The organism is Flavobacterium cellulosilyticum (assembly GCF_004349355.1).
Taxonomy (GTDB): Bacteria; Bacteroidota; Bacteroidia; order Flavobacteriales; family Flavobacteriaceae; genus Flavobacterium; species Flavobacterium cellulosilyticum.
Map to the genome: position 1 here is coordinate 66,568 of NZ_SMFK01000012.1, position 20,727 is coordinate 87,294.

A 20,727-nucleotide genomic window follows, 5' to 3' on the forward strand; every position below is an offset into this window, starting at 1 on the left:
ATAGGCACAACAACATGAAAGTAATACATATCCTTAATAGTTTAAAATTTTCTGGTGCCGAAATAATGTATGTAGATGCAGCACCTATTTTTCAAGCTAAAGGCTGTGAATTAACAGTGATGGCTACCGCTGATAAATTAGGAGAATACGCAACTTATTTTGAAAAAGCAGGTTATCAAGTATTGCACCTATCGATGCCTCCATTAAAAAACTATTTACGTCGTATCCATTATTACAAGACTATAATAAAGTTGTTAAGAAAAGAGCAGTACGACGTGGTTCATATTCATAGTTCTGCTGCGAGATGGGGTTTTGCTTTTTGTGCTTGGGTAGCAAATATAAAATCTATTTATACTTTTCATAATGTTTTTTCTAGTCGTTTTCTTAGCTATCCTTACCATTATTTACAACGATGGTCTGCTAAAAAAGTGTTTAAATGCCAATTTCAAACGATAAGCGATTCCGTTCATGACAATGAACTAAAACGTTACCATAATGAAACGATTAAAGTGTATAACTGGTATGGGAATGCCCGTTATTATCCTGCTTCTGAAGGGGAGAAAGTTACCGTTAGGAAAGAGTTAGGAATTGGAGAACAAACTTTAGTATTGATTTCAGTAGGTGGCTGTAGTCATGTAAAACGACATACTGATATTATAAAAGCTTTGCCTCTAATATTGAAATTAATTCCAGATTGTCTGTATTTACATTTGGGAAAAGGCTGTTCAGAAGAGGAAGAAAAGCAATTAGCAAATGATCTAGGAGTAGCTAATCATATACGATTTTGTGGAAACCAAGAAGCGGTACGAAAACACCTAATAGCATCAGATATTTATTTGATGCCTAGTCGTTTTGAAGGAATTCCTATTACAACGATTGAGGCTATGGCTTGTAAAATTCCAGCTATTTTATATGATGTACCGGGTTTATGTGATTTTAATAAGTCGGGGAAGAATAGTGTTTTAATTGCAGAAGATTACCATGTGCTAGCAGATTCTGTTATAGAATTATTCAGTAATAAAAAAGAGGCTACTAAAATAGCTAAAAAAGCTAAAAATTTTGTTGACTCTACCTTCAGTATAGAAGATAATGTGCATCGAATTTATGATTTATATAGATAAATTTTAATAAATTTAATTAATAATATTATAAGTAAGGTTATGAATGCAAAAGTTCTAACTAATGAAATTTGGACAGCTAATCCCGCTACATAAATTAAAATGCTAAGTCGTTCTATTATATTTAAATATTTACCTTGGGGAATATTTCTGATTACACTCAATTCACATGGGGAATCATTAAAATTAGGAAACACTACTTTTTGGTGGATAATTCAGTTTTTTGTACTCCTTTTGTTTTTGATTATAATGTCAAAATACACTTCAAAAAGGCATATCAGACAACTTTTTATCATGAATATATATCTTATTTATGTTTTCATTTCATTTGTTAGAGGGACATTCATTGTGGATGGGTATTGGGATTGGAAAAACTTAATAAGCAATACAATGTGTCTTCTGATTCCCCTGGTGGCCTTTGCTTCGGACAGTAAGTTATTATTCAAACATATTATAAAAAATTATATTTATTATACTGCTCCAATTTTTTTATTTATTCAATTTTTTATAAGAAAAGATGAATTTGGATTTTATTTGGCTCCTTTTTCATTTGTATTATTATTCTTTCCAATTCTTTCAAAGAAGTGGAAACTAATCTGTTTATTAATTACATTGTATGTTATTTTTGCTGATGTTGGAGCAAGAAGTAATTTGATAAAATTTATTGTCCCCTTATTATTTGTTTTGATTTATTATTTAAGAAAGATTGTCACTGTTAAACTTTTCGAATATATCCGATTATTGTTAATTGCTCTTCCCTTTATTTTTTTTAGTCTTGGGATAATGGGTGTCTTCAATATATTTAAGCCCAAAGGAAAGGATTACACTGAAGTAATAAAAAAAATAGATGATAATGGTAAAATAGTGAATGAAAATCTAGCTGCAGATACAAGGACTTTCATATATGTAGAGGTCTTAGCGACTGCCCATAAATACAATACATGGGTTTTTGGCAGAAGCCCAGCCAGAGGTAATATTTCAGTTACTTTTGGACAGTCAGATATGAATAAGCGAAATGAAAGGAATGCTAATGAAGTTTCTATTGTCAATTATTTTACTTGGTTAGGTATTGTTGGCGTTTTATTGATTTTTAGTCTGTTCTATCAGGCAACTTATCTTGCTGTAAATCATTCAAATAATATTTTTAGTAAGATTATTGGATTGTTTATTGCTTTTAGATGGGCCTATGGCTGGGTGGAAGATATTAATAATTTTTACATTCAGTATTTATTTCTTTGGCTTTTTATTGGTTTATGCTATTCTAAATCATTTAGAGAAATGACCGATAAACAAATGAAACATTGGGTTCGAGGAATTTTTGAAATAAATAAAATTCCAAGAATAAAAAAGCTTAAGAAAGCTATCTTTAATCAATTATAATCAAAAGAAAACAATGAATCCCACAATTGCAGTACTCTTAACCTGTCACAACCGAAAAGACAAAACATTGCAATGTTTAACAAATTTATTTGTTCAACAAGGTTTAAATGTCGATTTTAAATTTGAAGTTTTTTTAGTAGATGATGCTTCCACAGATGGAACTTCAGAAGCTGTTAAAAGTCAATTTCACTCTGTCAAAATCATAAAAGGAGACGGTAATTTATTTTGGAACCGTGGAATGCGACTAGCTTGGGAAACGGCGGCTGCATCAAAGAATTTTGACTATTACTTGTGGCTTAATGATGATACATTTTTATTAACGGATGCGTTAATTACTATGTTAAGTGGAGCAAATATCAATACAATTGTTTGTGGTAGTACTTATGGATTGAGTAATAAGAAAGCTACATATGGGGGATATGTACAACAGAAACTGATAGAGCCTAATACTTTTTTACAACAATGCGATTATTTTAATGGTAATTGTGTCTTAATATGTAGAGATGTTTTTGAGAAAATAGGCCTTTTGGATTCTTTTTTTCATCATGCAGTTGGTGATTTTGATTATAGTTTACGTGCAAAAAAGGCAGGTGTGCAGTTTTATGTTGCTTCTAAATATATAGGAACTTGCGAAAATCATGTTTCACTTCCAAAATGGAGAGATCCTAAAGTAAATCTTAGCGCAAGATTAAATAATTTGTATTCAGCAACTAGTGGTTGTTATCCTTTTGAGTTTTTTATATATGACAGAAGGCATAATGGTGTTTTACTAGCAGTTAGGAGGTTTATAACTTTACATTTGCGTGCTTTATTTCCTTATTTATGGTTTAAAAATTTAAACACATGAAATTGATTAGATTGGTATTTAGGTGTTTTTATCCAAAGTTAAAATATTTGATTTTATTTGTTCCTTATAGAATTAGAGGAAATAATATTTCTTTTACTGCTATTATATCAAAGGGTACATTAATGAATTATTGTAATGTAGATCATTATACATATATAGGTCATTATTGTTCTCTTAATTCTTGTAAAATTGGAAAATACTCTTCGATTGCTCCTTATGTAATGATTGGGGGTGCTGAACATTCTTATTGGTGGTATTCTACATCACATCACATTAGTAAAGAAAATATTGGAGGTAAATTGACTGTTGTTGGGAATGATGTTTGGATTGGAACACATGCTGTAATTAGGCAGGGTATAACTATTGGCAATGGTGCCGTAATAGGAGCTGGATCTGTAGTTTTATCTGATGTTGAACCATATTCTGTAGTTGTAGGAAGCCCCGCTAAGAAAATAAAAATGCGTTTTGATAGTAAAACGGAAAGGGCAATCGAAGGTTCATATTATTGGAATTATTCGCCTAATAAAGCATTTAAAATTTTAACAAATTTATTTAAATAATAATTTATCCTTTTCAAATAAGATCAATTTGGTGATTTTTATTTTCGAGGTAATGATTAAATATAAAAATATATAAATGAGCAACGGATTGTCAAAAGTAACGCATAAAATGGTAAAAAAGCTATTTTATAAAACCGTTCTGGAAGGGGAAATTTGTACAACTATTATTAAAAGCGAATTAGATAGCGACCAGCCTTCTATGATTGCCCGTTTTGGATCTACAGAGATAAAAGCCATATTGTATCCTCAGTTTCCATTCTTTATACGACCTTTTGTGAGAAAGAGGATATTTGGAAATATGTTTACCCTGTCCGGTTTTTTTCCAAGCAATGAACAAAGCATTCTAAAATTTTCCAAGATGATGCTGGAAGACATGAAATTGTTAGATGTTTTGGGCTGTTGGCGTATTGAGGAACGTTTTTTACAAAAGTATTTTCCATTGGCAAAGCGAATAAAACTTAGCACATTAGAACCGTATTTGCAAAAAGACCCTTGGTCGGAAGTATTAAAAGACAAAAAGGTTTTAGTTATTCATCCTTTTAATACCACTATAGAAAATCAATATTTCAAGAAACGGGAACAATTGTTTTCGGATAAGCGGGTACTACCACAATTCAAATCATTCGAAACAATAAGAGCGGTGCAGACTATTGCTGGAACCGATTCGACTTTTTCTGACTGGTTTGAAGCACTGGATTCGATGAAAGCTCAAATGGATAAAAAAGATTTTGATATCGCTATTATTGGTTGTGGTGCTTATGGCTTTTCTTTGGCAGCACATGCCAAACGAATGGGGAAAAAAGCCATCCATTTGGGCGGTCCTACCCAAATGCTATTTGGAATAAAAGGAAAAAGGTGGATCGAAAATGAAAATTTCAAGGATATCATCAATGACTGTTTTGTTTTTCCAGGGGATACCGATAAAATTGCAAATGCTTCAAAAGTGGAAGACGGTTGTTATTGGTAATTTAAGACTATCAAAGCCAACTTTTTTACCACTATAAATAAAAATTAATTCTTATAACCAGAATGACCGAATTAGCCCCAATAGTTTTATTTACCTACAAGAGATTAGATACACTGCAGCAAACTGTCCATGCTTTAGCCAATAATTCTTTAGCCGATAAAAGTGATTTGATTATTTATTCGGATGGCGCCAAGAAACTAGAGGACGAACCCATTATTCAAGAAATTCGAAATTATTTGAAAACGGTAACCGGGTTTAAATCGGTTACAATTCATGAATCTCCAATCAACAAAGGCCTTGCGACTTCGATTATTAACGGAGTAAGTGAAGTGATGGCAATGTATAAGAAAGCTATTGTATTAGAGGATGATTTGATTACTAGCACCAATTTTTTGGAATATATGAATCAAGCTTTAAATTATTATCAGGATAATCCACGAATACTTTCTGTGTCGGGTTACAGTCCCATCATTAAGGGTTTAAATCCTAATGAAATCTATTATACCCAAAGAGCGTCTAGCTGGGGATGGGCTTGTTGGGAAGATCGCTGGCAGAAAATAGATTGGCAAGCACAAAGTTATGAATCATTTGTAAAGGATAGTCAGGCTAAATCGAGATTCAATCAAATGGGGTCTGACATGTGTTTAATGATGAAGAGGCAAATGCAAGGAAAAATTAATTCTTGGGCAATACGTTTTTGTTTTCATCAATTTCAAAACGATTTGTATTCTGTGCATCCGAGCATTTCGAAGATACAAAATATAGGATTTTCAGAAAAAAATGCTACTAATACTGTTCAAAAATACAACCGTTTTCAATCGGAATTTGATAAATCGAATTCATTAGCGTTTAATTTTAATACAGTAATTCAATTGGATAAACGTCTAATACAACAGTTTGTTAGAGATAACTCCATAAAAATGCGAATACTAAATAAGGTATTGAATTATATACAATGAAACCAAAATTATTATTTGTTTTACATCTTGCACCTCCCGTGCATGGTGCTGCTGTGGCCGGTGGGTTTATTAGAGAGAGTAAAGTCATAAATGAACCTTATGATATTACTTATATTAATCTGTCCACTGCTAGTAGTGTGGCAGATATCGGTAAAACAGGATTCAAGAAGTTTATTGTTATCCTTAAATTATGGTATAAAGTATTCTTAGCCTTGAACATTCAAAAGTATCAGTTGTGTTACTTAACAATTAATGCTAAAGGTCCAGCTTGGATCAAAGAATTAGGAATTGTTGCTCTAGTAAAAGTGTTTCAAATACCTCTTATATACCATTATCATAATAAAGGAGTTGCAGAAAATGCCACTTCTTTATTTAAGAAAAAATTATATAGCTTCCAGTTTAAAAATGCAAAAAGTATCTTGTTATCACCTTTATTATACCGCGATATTGCTGATTTTGCAATAGGAACGGAAGTTTACTATTGTCCGAATGGTATTCCTACTATAACTCTAAACCAAACCGAAAATTTAATAAAAAATGAGTCTAAGATTGCAACTATTTTGTTTTTATCAAATTTAATTGAATCCAAAGGCGTTTTTATTTTGTTACAGGCTTGTGTATTATTAAAGAATAAAAATATACCATTTCAATGTGTCTTTATTGGCGGAGAGGGTGACATTACAACCAAACAATTTCAAAAAAAAGTACAACAATCAAATTTACAAAATGAAGTGGAGTACCAAGGCAGAAAATATGGTCTTGAAAAAGAGGCCGCTTTTGCTAATGCCGATATTTTTGCTTTTCCTACTTATTATCATAACGAAACTTTTGGCTTAGTAAATTTGGAAGCCATGCAATATGCATTACCAGTAATTTCTACTTTTGAAGGTGCTATTCCTGAGGTAATTATAGACGGTGTTAATGGTTTTTTAGTTCCTCAACAAAATGCTGAAGCTTTGGCAAGTAAATTGGAAATATTAATTGGAAATCCAGTACTCAGAAATGAAATGGGACTCGCTGGTAAAAAGATGTATGAAGAAAAATTCACATTAGAACATTTTGAAAAAAGGATGTTAGAGATACTACAAGCTGTACTAGAATAAATTTATGTTTTTTATTGTTAAATACTATATAATACCATTGAGTTATTTCTAAATGGAATTATTGTTTCCGAAATTAATTGTCCAAAGTTCATATTTTTTTGAACTTTAGGTGATTATATGTTAGCTTTTATTTCCAATTTTTTTTTAGTACTGCTCATTACCTCTATAAAAAATATTTTTATGTTGTTTGTATGCACTATATATACAATATAGTTTCAGCAACGTGACTCAATATTATTAGAAAAAGCCAAAGGCAAATCTTAATAATTACAATCTAAAGCCCATGGATTGTGTTGTTTCTATAATTTTTTTCCATTTCTATAATAATAAAATTATGCAAAAACCTACAACTACAGTTCCTTTAATGGATTATTCCGTTTACAGTGGTGATCTATTTAATCTTAATTTTTCCAAAAAAAAATTGATTACAACTATCAATCAATATTCATATTGTATTGGGGAGAAAGATCCTGAATTCAAAAATGCTTTACTTCAATCTGATGTTTTATTGCCAGACGGTATGGCTATTGTAAGTGCAATCCAGCACCAAAAAGGTAAAAAAATAAAAAAAATATCCGGTGCCGATATTCATTTGCATTTGTTGAATCATCTTAATGAAAAATATGGAAGTTGTTTTTATATGGGTTCTTCGGAGAGTACCTTATTAAAAATTAAAGAGCGGTTAGCTACAGAGTTTCCTAATATTTCAGTAGGTACATATTCCCCTCCTTTTAAGACCTTTTTTACAAATAACGAAAATAAGATAATAGTTGATGCCATAAATGACTTTTCACCTGATGTTGTATTTGTTGGTATGACTGCTCCTAAGCAAGAAAAATGGGCTTTTGAACATAAAACTCAATTAAATGCCAAAACTATTTGTGCCATTGGAGCGGTGTTTGATTTCTATGCCAGAACTGTGAAAAGACCTTCTTCATTTTGGATTAACTTAAAATTAGAATGGTTTATCCGATTGGTTAAGGAACCTAAGAGAATGTGGAAGCGTTATTTGTACTATGGACCTGTTTTTATAGGGTACATACTTCAAAATAAGAAAAAAAGTTACTTTGAGATAGATCAAATGGGAGCCAGAAAGTAAATGACTGTTTTAATTTAAGAACACTATTTTAAAAATTAAAGTCTATTTATTTTAATGCAATCACGATGGCTTTCATGTTTAAAAAAAATAATGTTTGCAAAATTAAATAAATATTTCTGGCAATGAAGTACTACTGTATTTGTTTTTTTGCTTTGTTTAGCGGGTCTCTTTTATTATTCCTGGTTGCCAGATTCTTCCTTAGAAAAAGAAACATATTTGCCTTTATGGCTCCGAAGTTGGTGTAATAGGTATTTTAATTAGCGTTCAGCAATTCCATTTTTGGTATTGGGGTTTTTATACCAATAATATTTATAAAATAGTCCAAAAGTAACCAGCATAATGCCGATATAGTATGAAAAAGTTCAAATTTTATTGGACTAAATTGAATAGATAACCGGTATTAATAGAAGCATGGGTTTCTATTCTCACTCAATACTATGTTGTTCGAAAAAGTTTGCCTTTTAGAATTTGTACTGTTTTTATTGCTGCAGTTATCATTTGTCTGGCAGAGGGCGGACAATTTTTTGTTTTGAAATGTCATACTGATTTAATATATGTATTCTTTGGAATTTTCGGCAGTATCTGTGGAAGTTTTATTTATCACATATTTCAAATAATCAATTTAAAATTATTTAATAAAAATGCGAAATAGATATAAATTTACCTTCATCCTTTGGTGTTTCCTGACAGATTTAATGGCCTTGGTTTTTGGAGTCCTTTTATTTTTAAGGATTAGCACTGAAATGGCTATTGAATGGAATGATTTACTTCTTAGTAAAATGGTTCCGATCACGATTTTCAGTTGGTTGTTTTCAGTTAGCTATTTCCGTTTGTACCGCATGGACACTCTTTTTAGCTTGGATGCTTTTTATCGTAACAGTTGGCGTTCTTTATTGACCCAAAGAATCCTCTGGCAAATTTCTATTTTTATTTTTCAGGGTAGTCTGCGAGATTCTTTTGGGAGTCGTGCACATTTGTTTCAATTGAGTTTTTTGCTGGTATACATTTTGTTATCCCGAATTTTGTTTACACTCATTTTAACAAAAATTAAAAAATGGGCTGCTAAGCCATATACTGTTGCTATTTGGGGATTTAATAAAACGAGCATCGAATTGGCATCTAAATTGGAAGCGAACTCCTGTTTTATTCATTTTGTGGGTATTATCAATGAAGATTCATATGAGGATTTTAACAGTAGGGAAGCTTTTAATTTTGCGCTCAATACCGCTATTCATAAGGCATCAATAAGTAGTATTAATGAATTGTATATAGTGGCCAAGCCCGATTTTATTGTTGATTTGAATTATTTTTTTGAGCTTGGGGATCAGTATTGCATGCGTTTGAAATTTGTACCTGATTTTTCGATGATTTCGAAAGTTCATTTTAGTACGGGTAATTTAGATAATTTCCATGTCATCAAACCCCGACATGAGCCACTACAAAATGCTTATAATCGATTGGCTAAAAGAATATTTGATCTTATTTTTAGTCTAGTAGTTATTGTTTTCATTCTGTCCTGGTTGTATCCTATTTTGGCCTACCTCATTAAAAAACAAAGTCCAGGACCTGTATTTTTCAAGCAATTGCGTACCGGAAAAAAAAATGAAGCTTTTTGGTGTTATAAATTCCGAAGTATGAAAACGACTGGATTTGACGCGAGTCAACAAGCACAAAAAGGCGATGAACGTGTTACTCCAATTGGGCAATTTATCCGTCGTACGAGTTTGGACGAAATGCCACAATTTTTTAATGTTTTGTTGGGCAGTATGAGTGTTGTGGGCCCTCGACCTCACATGCTTCAGCATACCAAGGACTATAACGATCAGATTAATAATTTCATGGTTCGCCATTTTATTAAACCAGGAATCACAGGACTTGCTCAGGTAAGCGGCCTAAGAGGAGAAACTAAAAAAGTATCGGATATGAAACGCCGAGTAAATGCTGACATTGAATATTTACAGCATTGGAGCCTGATTAAAGATGTTAAAATTTGTTTTTTAACGGTTATTGTTACCCTAAAAGGGGATGAAAAAGCTTTTTAAACTAAAAAATAAATAAATTATGAATATTACCTATTACTTAGCGGGTTTACTATCGGGCATTTGTGTTGCCTCCTTTTTTATTGGTAAAGAACTATACAAGTTTTACATCAAAAATAAAATTCAAAAAAAACAATTGGACCGGATGGCAAAATTGAATGATAAAATTAAGAAATCATTTTATTTAGAATCAAATGAAATGTCTAGTTATTTGTAAATCATTGACTATGCTAATTTGTGCGTCATTTCCGCAAGTTGATTACCATTTTATTTTAATTTATAAGATGTAATGTACTAGATTATATCTTTCTATTTAATTCTTATTTTACTATGAATATATTGCGTTATTTTACTTTTGTTTTAATCTTATTTATGGCTTCTTGTGCCTCCAAAAAGGATATTTTATATTTTCAAGATGCTAGCAGTTATCCTTCTGTTTTGGTTTCTCCAGCAATAGTTTTGATTCAATCTAATGACATATTGCATATTCAAATAGGCGCTTTAGTGCCAGAAACTGCATTGCCTTACAATTTTCAGACGGCTACTTCCTCGGTATCAACCCCCAATCTCGAAACTTTAAAAATAGAGGGGTATTTAGTTTCTTCTCAAGGAACTATTATACTTCCTGTATTGGGAACCTTACTTGTTGCCGGTCAGACTGTTTATGAATTAGAAGATTCAATTCGAATACTGCTCGAAAAAGGGGGACATCTGATTCATCCCGCCGTTTCAATACGCATTTTAAATGCGAAATTTACTGTTTTGGGGGAAGTAAAGTTACCAGGTACCTACTCTTTTATGGAATCTTCTCTTTCGGTGCCACAAGCTTTAGGCTATGCGGGGGATTTGACTATTGCTGGGAAACGAAACAATATTCTACTTATTCGAAATTCGGCTGGAGTACAGACAATATCCCACATCGACATGACTACAGCCAACTGGATGAATAATCCCGATTATCAAATTCGTCAGAATGATTTACTCGTAGTGAATCCAAACAATGCTAAGGTAAAAACAGCTGGTTATGTGGGTAATACTGGTACTTTACTTACTATTGCATCATTACTATTGAGTTCCATTATTTTATTAACCCGATAATAACCTTATGAATACAGAAAGAAACGATTATTTCGACTTTATTGAAGACGAAAATCCAGTACAGATCAAACAAGTCATAGGTCAATATTTGCGTTATTGGCCTTGGTTTATAGGTACGATTGTGCTTTGCCTATTTATAGCCTCTCTTTATTTGCGTTATGCCGATGTTATCTATAAAACAGAAGCGAAGGTAAAAATACTGAGCGATAAAGAAAACGCTAATTTTAGTCTGGATGTTAGTAAGTTATTTAATAAATCTAGCATTAATTTAGAAAATGAAATAGCCTTATTTAAGTCAGTTCACTTGTCAGAAAGTGTTGTTCAGAATTTGGAATTGAATGTTGCATACATTTATAATTCTACAGTTACTTCAAAAAACACCTTTAATCCGCCTTTCGTTTTAACTTATCTTAATTCTACCAAAACGCCATTACAATCTCAAGTACAATATAGTATTACTATATCTAAAACAGGATATACTATTGTAAATGTGGTCACTGGCAAAACTAATCTTACTAAGGGTTACATAGTAGATCTAGGGATGTCTCCTTTTCCAATTAAAATTCGACCATCCAAACCGAATATAATGACTTCTAATATTGATAAAAATTTTAGTGTTATTATCAGTCCAATTCGTAAAATTGCGAAGCAATTGAGTAATTCAATTTCAATTGTTCCTGATGCGGATGAGAGTGATATATTGAGCCTTTCGATACAAGGAACAGATGGTTCTCATTCAGAAAAAATTCTTAATAATTTAATTTCTGTTTTTGAAAATGATGGTATTACGGACAAACAAGAAATTTCACAAAGAACTATTCGTTTTGTAGAGGATCGATTTGTTTATTTACGAAGAGAACTAGATTCGATAGAAATATCGAAAAAAGAGTATAAAAAAAGGAACAATTTGAGTTTTATTAATGAAGATGCAGGCTCCAGTCTTCTAGAAAAAAATGAAAAAGATAAAGCATCTTATGAAATAGAATCACAATTACTATTAGTAAAACTTCTGAAAAATAATGTAAGTTCTCAAAAAGTATTTGAACTTCTACCTGCCGATATAGGCATTCAAAATAGTGCCGTCAATGGATTAGTCTCAGAATACAATAGCTCTGTCTTTACTTATCAGAAATTACTAACAAGTGCTGGAGCAAACAATCCTTCTATTCAAAATTTAGTTAGTGGTTTAATCAAGCAAAAGGCTAATATTCTCAATTCAGTCGATGGATATACAAGACAATTAAAAACAACACTTAATAAAAGCGAATCGGCTCAACGAAATGCTGAAGGATCATTCTCTTCTCTACCTGAAAAGGAAAAAGTATTGCGTAGCATTGAACGCCAACAAAATTTGAAGGAAAGCTTGTATTTATTGTTGCTTCAAAAAAAGGAAGAAGCGTCTATTAATGTGGCTGTAACAGTGCCTAATACGAAAATTATAGATTATGCTATTACCAATAATGCACCAGTATCACCACAAAGAACAAAAATTTATCTAGTAGCTTTTTTATTGGGTTTGGTTTTTCCACTTGGAATACTATTCCTTGTATTTAAATTGGACAATAAAATACACAACGCTACCGATGTAGAAAATCAAACTCGTTTAATACCTATTTTAGCTGAGTTGCCTTCTTTATCAGACACTAAGGACTCAATCTCTCAAAGTTTAGAAGCGTTTAGAACTTTGGCCTACAATACTAATTTTATTACGCCAGTTCTTGAAAATAAAGAGGGTAGCATTCTTTTTGTTGCCTCTTCTATAAAAGGGGAGGGAAAAACATTTGTTTCCTATAATTTAGCCAAAGCGTATTCTCAACTAGAAAAGAAAGTTATTATTGTCGGAGCTGATTTTAGGAATCCGCAATTGCATAAGTATTTAGATCAGAGTAGAAAAGGGTATAAAGGTTTATCTAATTATTTGCATGATCCTGCCTTAGAATGGCAAGATTTAATTTGTAAAACGGTTGATGATAAATACCCATTCGATATTTTATTATCAGGAGACATCCCACCCAATCCCACCCTATTACTATCTAATCAACGATTTGCTTCTTTTGTTGATGAATTGAAAAAACGATATGATATTATTGTTTTTGATACGGCTCCTACTTTACTGGTCACGGATTCACTTATTATTTCAAAATATGCAACTACTACATTATATGTTCTTCGTTCAGGTGTTACCGAAAAAAAACTGGTTTCTTATTCCAGTAAATTAGGTTTTGACAAAAAAATCAATAATATGGGTTTTGTCATTAATGATATTGATTTTAATTCTGCATATGGGTACGGGTACGGGTATAACTACGGTTATAGGTATGGATATGGTAAAGAAATAGAAAAGATGGTATGGTATAAGCGCTGGATTTAATACCTATATAACCCTTTGGGCGTAATTCAATTTTATGTTTTTTAAAAGCATAAAAACATAGTTATTGTTGATTTTAATTAGACGTTTCACGTAGTTTTAGAATAGATAATCTGTGAGAAGACCAAGAATTGGTCCATCTCAATCTTTTATTCATGTTTCTATGTATTTCAATTTTTTATTTCTAAAAATAAGAATTTCAGTCAACTGGTTACCTATTTAAATTAAATGTATTATGATTTTCAATACATTAGGGTACGGAAAGTACTTTTGATGGCCCAAAAGGTACTAAGCACAGTGCTGAGGAAAGACTTTTGAGAACAAAGAACAAACTAAATGACTTCGATGAATTTAAGCACGCATTATAACAAAATTTATGAAGAAGCTATACCGAAAATCCGAGAAGACAAGTATCAATTAGACGACCAAATTGATTCTTTATCGGATAATAGATTTGGCATAACTTTATTAATTCGACCTACTATTGAGATTAAAAATATTATTCAACAATTTTTAGAAGTAATAAGAGCAATTGATCCCGAGCAATATTATTATCCTAATTCTGATCTTCATATCACTGTAATGTCAATTGTTTCCTGTTATACAGGTTTTGATTTGTCTAATATTTCGGTTTCAGAATATGTTCATTGTATAGAAAAAAGCCTCGTCGGAATCAATACCATAGAAATTAATTTCAAGGGAATAACAGTTTCGCCATCGGCAATAATGATTCAGGGATTTGTCAATACTAGTTCGCTGGACGATTCAAGAAATAATTTGAGAGATAATTTCAAAAATTCAGGATTGGAAGAAAGTATTGACAAACGCTATTCGATTTCAACAGCGCATTCGACCGTGGTAAGATTTCGAAAAGAAATTAGAAACAAAGAGCTATTAATTGAAACTCTAGGAAAATATCGCGATTTTGATTTCGGAAAATTTACTGTTGAAAAATTTGATTTAGTTTATAACGATTGGTATCAAAGAGAAAAATTTGTTCAACAATTACACCAGTTCAAATTGAAAAATTAGATTTTCCACGACTACGATAAAACAGCACTAAAATGGCGGCATATATGTGCTTTTAAAAATAAATTTTACGCTTTCATAAGCAAACTCAAACCTAAAAAAACATTATGCACAGCACATTTCAACACGCAGGTTATTTCAAAAACAGAAAAATAAAATGGACATAAAAAACACGTTGGATGCTGTAAACGAGTGGCTGACACCTTCTTTTGATGCAGCAACACAAGAAGCTGTGCAAACAATGAATGCTTCCTGTCCACAAGAATTGGAAGAGAGTTTTTATAAAAATCTCGAATTTGGTACTGGAGGAATGCGAGGTATTATGGGGGTTGGAAATAATCGTATCAATAAATATACTTTAGGTAAAAGCACACAGGGTCTTTCAAATTATTTACACCAATGTTTTCCAGATATTCCAATAAAAGCAGTAATTGCGTATGATTGTCGTCATAACAGCAACAGTTTAGCAAAAGTTGTTGCTGATGTTTTTTCTGCTAATGGAATTCAAGTGTATCTCTTTTCAGGTTTGAGGTCTACACCAGAGCTTTCTTTTACAGTGAAGCAGTTAAATTGTCAGTGTGGAATTGTACTTACAGCTTCACACAATCCTCCAGAGTACAATGGTTATAAGGTATATTGGGAAGATGGAGGTCAAATCGTTCCTCCTGAGGATTTCAATATTATTAATGAAATTAAAAAATTGGATTACAATCAAATTAAATTTGATGCCAATGAAGCTTTGATAGAATATATCAATTCTGAAATAGACGAGGCATTTATAGCCTCATCAATTACAAATGCCAGTTTTGACACTTCGACTGAAGCAAAAGAAAATCTAAATATTGTTTTCACCTCCTTACATGGAACTTCCATAACAGTGATTCCAGATACTTTATCGCAAGCTGGGTACCACAATGTAAATATTGTTCCGGAGCAAGCAGTTCCCAATGGTGATTTTCCAACCGTGAAATCACCCAATCCAGAAGAGCCAGAAGCATTAGCTATGGCATTGGCATTAGCAGATAAAACCAATGCAGATATTGTTATAGGTACTGACCCTGATTGTGACCGATTGGGTATTGCTGTTCGAAACAACGAAGGTGAAATGACTTTATTGAACGGGAATCAAAGCATGATTTTGATGACCGCCTTTTTATTAGACCAATGGAAGAAAGCAGGTAAAATTAATGGCAGGCAATTCGTTGGATCTACTATTGTTTCAACTCCCATGATTGAAAGATTGGCTACAGCCTATGGAGTGGAATGTAAACTGGGGCTAACTGGTTTTAAATGGATTGCCAAAATGATCAAAGATTTTCCAGAACTGGAATTTATTGGAGGTGGGGAAGAGAGTTTTGGCTATATGGTGGGTGATGCTGTTCGCGATAAAGATGCTGTTGCTGCCACTTTACTGATTTGTGAAGTTGCTGCCCAAGCTAAAGCTAAAGGAAGCTCTGTGTATAAAGAGTTGTTAAATCTATATGTCACATATGGGTTTTATAAAGAACATTTGATTTCCATAACCAAAAAAGGAATGGAAGGTTTAGCTGAAATTAATCAGATGATGGTTTCCTTACGGGAGAATCCTTTACATGAAATTAACGGCCAAAAAGTAATTCGTATTGAGGATTATAAATCTTCGTTAACTATAAACTTAATAACTGGAGAAAAAGAAAGCATGGATTTTCCTAAAGCCGATGTTTTGATTTATTTTACTGAAGACGGTTCTAAAATTTGTGCTCGGCCGAGCGGAACAGAACCCAAAATTAAATTTTATATTAGTGTACATTCCACCTTAGATTGCATTGAAAATTATACCAAAGTAGCTTCTATTTTAAAAGTAAAAATTAATTCGATTCTTCCTCAATTCGAATTACAGCACTATAATATCTAAAAAAAAAGCTCGAAGAAGGTTTTAATTAGTAACTGCCTTAGTTTTTTAACCCTACTTATTTAATACACCAGTCTTTTTTATTAACTTAAATTATAAATTATGAAGTCTTTTTTTTTACCATTAATATTATTTGTATTTTCGCTTAAAAACCTACATGCTCAGGATATTGAAACAACTATTAAAGAGCAATCTAGTACGGTAAGACCAAAAGAGTCTTTAAATTATTTCGTTGAATTTGGATTAAACGTTATCGATAATGGAAGAACTAAATCTCCTTTTGATTCTGAAAGATTAGAGTTTAAGAATCCTTTTTTTATTAGTTTGGAACATAAAAGTAAATCAAATTTCTCAATTGCATTGAGATTTTCCTCAAATGAAATAAGGGTTAAATCTGAAGATAGGTCTTATTTTGGTCTTGATCTTTCTGGACGCTATTATTTTGATGATTACATTTTTAAAAATAAAGATATTGACACTTATGTTGGTCTAGGATTAGGACGTTTTTATTTGCAAAATGGGGGCAATAACACCTTTAATGTAAGTTTTGGTGGTCGTTATTGGTTTTCTAAAAGTTTTGCTGTTTCTTTTCAATCAAATGGTAAATTGGCCTTAGATCCGATTAATCCGGATGTACAAAACTATTACCAATATAATTTTGGAATTGTTTGGCGAACTAACTTTAAAAAAGTAACTCCTTCGCATAAATCGGTTAATTCTGAACTTAAATTATTAGAAGATCAAAAAAAGATGGGCCAAATTGCTGAAAAAGTGGCAGATAAAATCATCGAAAAAATGGCTAAAAATGAGGCTAAAAAAGACAAATTAGCTCAGGCAATTGTTAGCTCTTCTAATAATAAAACAGAACTTGACCCAAATACTTCAGCTAGAATATTGGCCTCAAGATCCGATTATGGTGGTAATTGGTATATTTCAGTAAGTAAAAAAAATGGTTCTAAAATTTTTAACAATGTTTTACATTCAACAAATTTTCCTTCTCTGGATGATAATACAATGTGGATAAGTGATGATAAAAAAGGAACATGGTTAAAGTGTAAAATTGATTTAAACCTATTCGACGGTACTTTTAGTGCTACTTCTGAACCTAATGTTTTTGATAAAGGTACTGTTACAATAACAGAGGGGAAAATTGAAAAAGGAGCGGCTTTGTCGAAAACGGGACATATTGTGGATAAAATTTCGTTTAAAGCTCAATTCAGCTATGACCCAAATAATGTTTTGATATTTGAAGGGCATAAAAGTACTGGACAAGAAGTAGATGAATATTAGTTTAAAGTGCCTTCATTGTAAAATTGTTTTAAATGTTCGTGGAACATGTTTTTGGAGTTAAATAGATTAAAATTTCTCGATATATTACGTGATTAAAGCATAGTGTATCGAGAACTATTTTTAATATTAATTTTCAAGTTAGCAATACTATTTGGTACATATTAAGTGTAAAAAAGAGAAGCTCTATTTAATGTTGTAATGAAAGGAAGCTAATTCGGAATCAATGTTAAAAAAATAAAATTTATTTTACAAACACTAACAGTTATTAATTTTTAGGATTAGGAAAAAAATGAATTTTTTTGTAATAAATCACCAATTTTATTTTTTTTGGAAAATGGAATTGGTTTTTTTATTAACAAATCAATATGTTTTTCATTATGAACATCCGTACCAGAAAAATCATACATATCATTTTCCAATAATTTTTCTGCCATTTTTTGAATTTCTGTACCGTAATATCCTGTCAACGATAATAGATTAAGTTGAAAGTATACATCAAATGCTTTTAATTTAATTAACTTTTGAAAATCATGATGAAAATATAAGTAGCGTTCCGGATGGGCAATAATAATTTTATAGTCTTTGATTTTTAATTGAAATAACAATTCGTATAAATCTATCGGATTATTGAAAAGATGAAGTTCAACTAATACAAAGGAGTCTTTTATACATAGAAGTTTTTCTTTTTTTATGCGTTCCATTAAAGAGGAGTCTAACATATATTCGCTAGCATATCCTTTCAAAAAACAGCCATTTAAGGACGTTTCTTTTACGTAATCATATGCGCTTTCTATGCTAGAAGTACTATTGTTCCAACGACTCGTGTATGTATGTGGTGTAGCAATAGCTCCAGCAATATTTATTTCTTTCATTCTAGCTATAAGGGTAGAGGTTTCTGCTACTGATTTAGCCCCATCATCAATACCGGGCAATAAATGATTGTGGATGTCGATGTAGTTATTTGGAATTAAGTCTTGTAAGTAGTATTTTGATTTGAAAATAGAAAACATAATATGGTGTTCAAATGTGGTTTATTTGATATCAAATATATTTCAATTTTATAGAAAAGTGCTTTGTTCTGTACTATAATATCTCCTTTAAAGTGATAATATCACCTTTTTAAGGATGTTTTTTTTGTTTATAAGTGATTTGGGATTTCAAGTGATTAAAAGCTAATCTCTAAAAACAGCTTCCTTTTCTCTGAAAGCGACTGCTTGGTCAATTTCAGAAAGTTATAACCATCTGATTTTTTTAAGTTTATTGTTTACCCTTATTTCAGTATTCTGAGGGTCTTTTTAAAACTAGTTTAAAGGAGTTGTTTTAATATAATTTAAGCTTAAGATTATCAAACCACACGAACGGATTCATAGGGTAGCGTGGGGGATTTATTTCCGGATTAGATTTTATTTTAATTGATTTCGCTGCAAATTGAAGTGTAGCTGCGGAAATTATCCAAAGCGAAACAAACTCTTCCTCTCACAATACTGGGATGGATTTTGACTTGATTGGCAAATGCAATGATTGATTGATCATTATTGTTGTAAGCCAAATTCCTTTTGAATTTGTTCCAATCTTCGTCTTTAATCAGTTTATCTAGGGCAAAATGATTGGCTTGTTTTTCTTCAGTCGAGTTTTTGTACTCTTCCTCTTCATTTTTAATTTCTAGATCAATAAACTCAGCGATTTCATTATTTACCAGATGCTTGTATATGTGTCCCAATTCGTGAAACAAAGTAAATGCAAAATTATCCAATCGATGGTGCCTCAGAGTCATTCCAATTGCAGGATTTCCATTACTCCAAAATGATACTCCATCTACTGGTGTTTTTTCTCCTTTTACCTGATATACCAACTTAATACCATTTTCGTGCAATTTCTTTTGAACCTTATTTAATGTGTCCGTATTTTTTAGCAAAATAGCTCTTAAGTCTGCTATAAGTTGTTCTTGGTTTTCGTGATTGAAAGGAGGGACGCTTAGTCCTGCAGCATTGTATTGCACCAGTTTCACCCAGCCCATAATATTGACCACATCCGATTTGAGTTTGGTTGATTTTTTGAAGCGGTGGTAATGGTTTTGGACGCTCATTGCAGCCAGTTGGTCTAAATTTTCCACTCTGTATATTTCTCTAATTTTCTGAATATCCCGTAGCGGATTTCCTGAAATAACTTTTTCTTTTCTATAGAAAGAAATTGGAATTAATTCTTTGGCCACGTTCCAAATTTCTATAGCTTCTAATTGTTCTTTGTTTTTAGACTCAATTCTAGCTTTGTCCAAATCATAGTTTTTTTGTGCTTCCATCCAGAAATCAGCATCGATACCCAAGGCTTTTTCTAACAATAAGGCTAAATCAGCATTGATGTTTCGTTTGCCTTTAATGATTTCGTTGAGTTGGCTGCGTTTGATGTCTATGAGTTTGGCTAGGTCAATTTGGGAATATCCATTTGCTTCCATTTCGTCCACGAGAATGGTTCCGGGATGTGTGGCAAATGCAGGGATTGGGTTTTTTGTCGTCATTTTTTGTCCTTATTTTTCGTAATGTTTACTTAAATCTTCGATTTCTAATACATCGATGGTGAGATCAGCTGAAGTGGAAGCTACTTCATTAAAAAAAATACGGTATTGCTCGTTTACCCAAACAGCACTAATACATCAAGATTACCTTCTTTTTTTCATAGTGTAAACTTTTAATTTGATACAACTGTTCAACACGAGTGACAGATTTTAAGGTATTGATTTTTTTTATAAATTGTTTGACCAATTGTGGGTTGGATTTATATTCCTTGTAGGGTTTTACAATTCCTTGGTACAAGTCGGATAAATACTGTTTTTTAAAGATAATCTCCATAATTGGTTTTGCAAAGATATATAAATGTTCACATATTTGTGAACAAATATACATTTATTAGTGTATATTTTTTTTGAGTCCAACTTTGATAAGGATTTGGATGACTTGGAATTAGATTATTGAGTTTATTGTA

General features: G+C 31.8%; 17 protein-coding genes. 15 read left to right on the forward strand and 2 right to left on the reverse strand.

Translation table 11 applies throughout. From position 1 onward, the window contains the following. The first annotated feature begins 14 nt into the window (after nucleotides 1-14). From E0F76_RS14895 to E0F76_RS14965, 15 genes are all read left to right on the forward strand, one after another. Nucleotides 15-1,121, forward strand: a complete 1,107-nt coding sequence (locus tag E0F76_RS14895; protein ID WP_132007812.1) for a glycosyltransferase — start codon at nucleotides 15-17, stop codon at nucleotides 1,119-1,121. A 291-nt stretch (nucleotides 1,122-1,412) separates the two neighbouring features. After that, nucleotides 1,413-2,498 carry a hypothetical protein gene (locus E0F76_RS14900; protein WP_165932718.1) on the forward strand — a complete coding sequence of 362 codons (1,086 nt, stop codon included), beginning with the start codon at nucleotides 1,413-1,415 and terminating at the stop codon, nucleotides 2,496-2,498. Between the two features lie 13 nt (nucleotides 2,499-2,511). Continuing rightward, nucleotides 2,512-3,345, forward strand: a complete 834-nt coding sequence (locus E0F76_RS14905) for a glycosyltransferase family 2 protein (protein WP_132007818.1) — start codon at nucleotides 2,512-2,514, stop codon at nucleotides 3,343-3,345. Continuing rightward, on the forward strand, nucleotides 3,342-3,905 hold the full coding sequence (locus tag E0F76_RS19915) for a CatB-related O-acetyltransferase (RefSeq protein WP_132007821.1): 564 nt from the start codon (nucleotides 3,342-3,344) through the stop codon (nucleotides 3,903-3,905). Before E0F76_RS14905 ends, E0F76_RS19915 begins: the two co-directional genes overlap by 4 nt. A 76-nt stretch (nucleotides 3,906-3,981) precedes the next feature. Next, a complete protein-coding gene (locus tag E0F76_RS14915; RefSeq protein ID WP_132007824.1) occupies nucleotides 3,982-4,872 on the forward strand; it encodes a hypothetical protein in 891 nt (296 codons plus the stop codon). Between the two features lie 62 nt (nucleotides 4,873-4,934). After that, nucleotides 4,935-5,831 (forward strand): glycosyltransferase, encoded by an 897-nt coding sequence (locus tag E0F76_RS14920; RefSeq protein WP_132007827.1) that lies wholly within the window; start codon nucleotides 4,935-4,937, stop codon nucleotides 5,829-5,831. After that, nucleotides 5,828-6,934 carry a glycosyltransferase family 4 protein gene (locus E0F76_RS14925; protein WP_132007830.1) on the forward strand — a complete coding sequence of 369 codons (1,107 nt, stop codon included), beginning with the start codon at nucleotides 5,828-5,830 and terminating at the stop codon, nucleotides 6,932-6,934. Before E0F76_RS14920 ends, E0F76_RS14925 begins: the two co-directional genes overlap by 4 nt. A gap of 334 nt (nucleotides 6,935-7,268) precedes the next feature. After that, entirely contained in the window at nucleotides 7,269-8,033 is a 765-nt protein-coding gene (locus E0F76_RS14930; RefSeq protein ID WP_220398931.1) for a WecB/TagA/CpsF family glycosyltransferase, read from the forward strand. Nucleotides 8,034-8,674: 641 nt separating this feature from the next. Then, nucleotides 8,675-10,075 carry an exopolysaccharide biosynthesis polyprenyl glycosylphosphotransferase gene (locus tag E0F76_RS14935; RefSeq protein ID WP_132007833.1) on the forward strand — a complete coding sequence of 467 codons (1,401 nt, stop codon included), beginning with the start codon at nucleotides 8,675-8,677 and terminating at the stop codon, nucleotides 10,073-10,075. 19 nt (nucleotides 10,076-10,094) lie between these two features. After that, the gene (locus tag E0F76_RS14940) at nucleotides 10,095-10,289 is read left to right on the forward strand and encodes a hypothetical protein (RefSeq protein ID WP_132007836.1); all 195 of its coding nucleotides are present in this window, start codon (nucleotides 10,095-10,097) and stop codon (nucleotides 10,287-10,289) included. Nucleotides 10,290-10,402: 113 nt separating this feature from the next. After that, nucleotides 10,403-11,170, forward strand: a complete 768-nt coding sequence (locus tag E0F76_RS14945; protein WP_132007839.1) for a polysaccharide biosynthesis/export family protein — start codon at nucleotides 10,403-10,405, stop codon at nucleotides 11,168-11,170. Nucleotides 11,171-11,177: 7 nt separating this feature from the next. Next, nucleotides 11,178-13,541, forward strand: a complete 2,364-nt coding sequence (locus tag E0F76_RS14950) for a GumC family protein (protein WP_132007842.1) — start codon at nucleotides 11,178-11,180, stop codon at nucleotides 13,539-13,541. A 342-nt stretch (nucleotides 13,542-13,883) separates the two neighbouring features. Continuing rightward, the gene (locus E0F76_RS14955; protein ID WP_132007845.1) at nucleotides 13,884-14,570 is read left to right on the forward strand and encodes a 2'-5' RNA ligase family protein; all 687 of its coding nucleotides are present in this window, start codon (nucleotides 13,884-13,886) and stop codon (nucleotides 14,568-14,570) included. Between the two features lie 154 nt (nucleotides 14,571-14,724). Next, nucleotides 14,725-16,461 (forward strand): phospho-sugar mutase, encoded by a 1,737-nt coding sequence (locus E0F76_RS14960; RefSeq protein WP_132007848.1) that lies wholly within the window; start codon nucleotides 14,725-14,727, stop codon nucleotides 16,459-16,461. A 99-nt stretch (nucleotides 16,462-16,560) separates the two neighbouring features. After that, complete coding sequence (locus E0F76_RS14965; RefSeq protein WP_132007851.1) at nucleotides 16,561-17,748, forward strand: lipid-binding protein; 1,188 nt, start codon at nucleotides 16,561-16,563, stop codon at nucleotides 17,746-17,748. A gap of 278 nt (nucleotides 17,749-18,026) precedes the next feature. Here the strand turns inward: E0F76_RS14965 and E0F76_RS14970 are convergent, their stop codons facing one another. Beyond that, a complete protein-coding gene (locus E0F76_RS14970) occupies nucleotides 18,027-18,758 on the reverse strand; it encodes a tyrosine-protein phosphatase (protein WP_132007854.1) in 732 nt (243 codons plus the stop codon). Nucleotides 18,759-19,156: 398 nt separating this feature from the next. Next, the gene (locus tag E0F76_RS14975) at nucleotides 19,157-20,263 is read right to left on the reverse strand and encodes a HigA family addiction module antitoxin (RefSeq protein WP_132007857.1); all 1,107 of its coding nucleotides are present in this window, start codon (nucleotides 20,261-20,263) and stop codon (nucleotides 19,157-19,159) included. Nucleotides 20,264-20,727 lie beyond the last annotated feature (464 nt).

What these genes read in the sequence shown, in the direction of transcription:
- E0F76_RS14895 (WP_132007812.1), top strand. Translation starts at nt 15, where the DNA reads ATGAAAGTAATACATATCCTTAATAGTTTAAAATTTTCTGGTGCCGAA.
- E0F76_RS14900 (WP_165932718.1), top strand. Translation starts at nt 1,413, where the DNA reads ATGAATATATATCTTATTTATGTTTTCATTTCATTTGTTAGAGGGACA.
- E0F76_RS14905 (WP_132007818.1), top strand. Translation starts at nt 2,512, where the DNA reads ATGAATCCCACAATTGCAGTACTCTTAACCTGTCACAACCGAAAAGAC.
- E0F76_RS19915 (WP_132007821.1), top strand. Translation starts at nt 3,342, where the DNA reads ATGAAATTGATTAGATTGGTATTTAGGTGTTTTTATCCAAAGTTAAAA.
- E0F76_RS14915 (WP_132007824.1), top strand. Translation starts at nt 3,982, where the DNA reads ATGAGCAACGGATTGTCAAAAGTAACGCATAAAATGGTAAAAAAGCTA.
- E0F76_RS14920 (WP_132007827.1), top strand. Translation starts at nt 4,935, where the DNA reads ATGACCGAATTAGCCCCAATAGTTTTATTTACCTACAAGAGATTAGAT.
- E0F76_RS14925 (WP_132007830.1), top strand. Translation starts at nt 5,828, where the DNA reads ATGAAACCAAAATTATTATTTGTTTTACATCTTGCACCTCCCGTGCAT.
- E0F76_RS14930 (WP_220398931.1), top strand. Translation starts at nt 7,269, where the DNA reads ATGCAAAAACCTACAACTACAGTTCCTTTAATGGATTATTCCGTTTAC.
- E0F76_RS14935 (WP_132007833.1), top strand. Translation starts at nt 8,675, where the DNA reads ATGCGAAATAGATATAAATTTACCTTCATCCTTTGGTGTTTCCTGACA.
- E0F76_RS14940 (WP_132007836.1), top strand. Translation starts at nt 10,095, where the DNA reads ATGAATATTACCTATTACTTAGCGGGTTTACTATCGGGCATTTGTGTT.
- E0F76_RS14945 (WP_132007839.1), top strand. Translation starts at nt 10,403, where the DNA reads ATGAATATATTGCGTTATTTTACTTTTGTTTTAATCTTATTTATGGCT.
- E0F76_RS14950 (WP_132007842.1), top strand. Translation starts at nt 11,178, where the DNA reads ATGAATACAGAAAGAAACGATTATTTCGACTTTATTGAAGACGAAAAT.
- E0F76_RS14955 (WP_132007845.1), top strand. Translation starts at nt 13,884, where the DNA reads ATGAATTTAAGCACGCATTATAACAAAATTTATGAAGAAGCTATACCG.
- E0F76_RS14960 (WP_132007848.1), top strand. Translation starts at nt 14,725, where the DNA reads ATGGACATAAAAAACACGTTGGATGCTGTAAACGAGTGGCTGACACCT.
- E0F76_RS14965 (WP_132007851.1), top strand. Translation starts at nt 16,561, where the DNA reads ATGAAGTCTTTTTTTTTACCATTAATATTATTTGTATTTTCGCTTAAA.
- E0F76_RS14970 (WP_132007854.1), bottom strand. Translation starts at nt 18,758, where the DNA reads ATGTTTTCTATTTTCAAATCAAAATACTACTTACAAGACTTAATTCCA.
- E0F76_RS14975 (WP_132007857.1), bottom strand. Translation starts at nt 20,263, where the DNA reads ATGACGACAAAAAACCCAATCCCTGCATTTGCCACACATCCCGGAACC.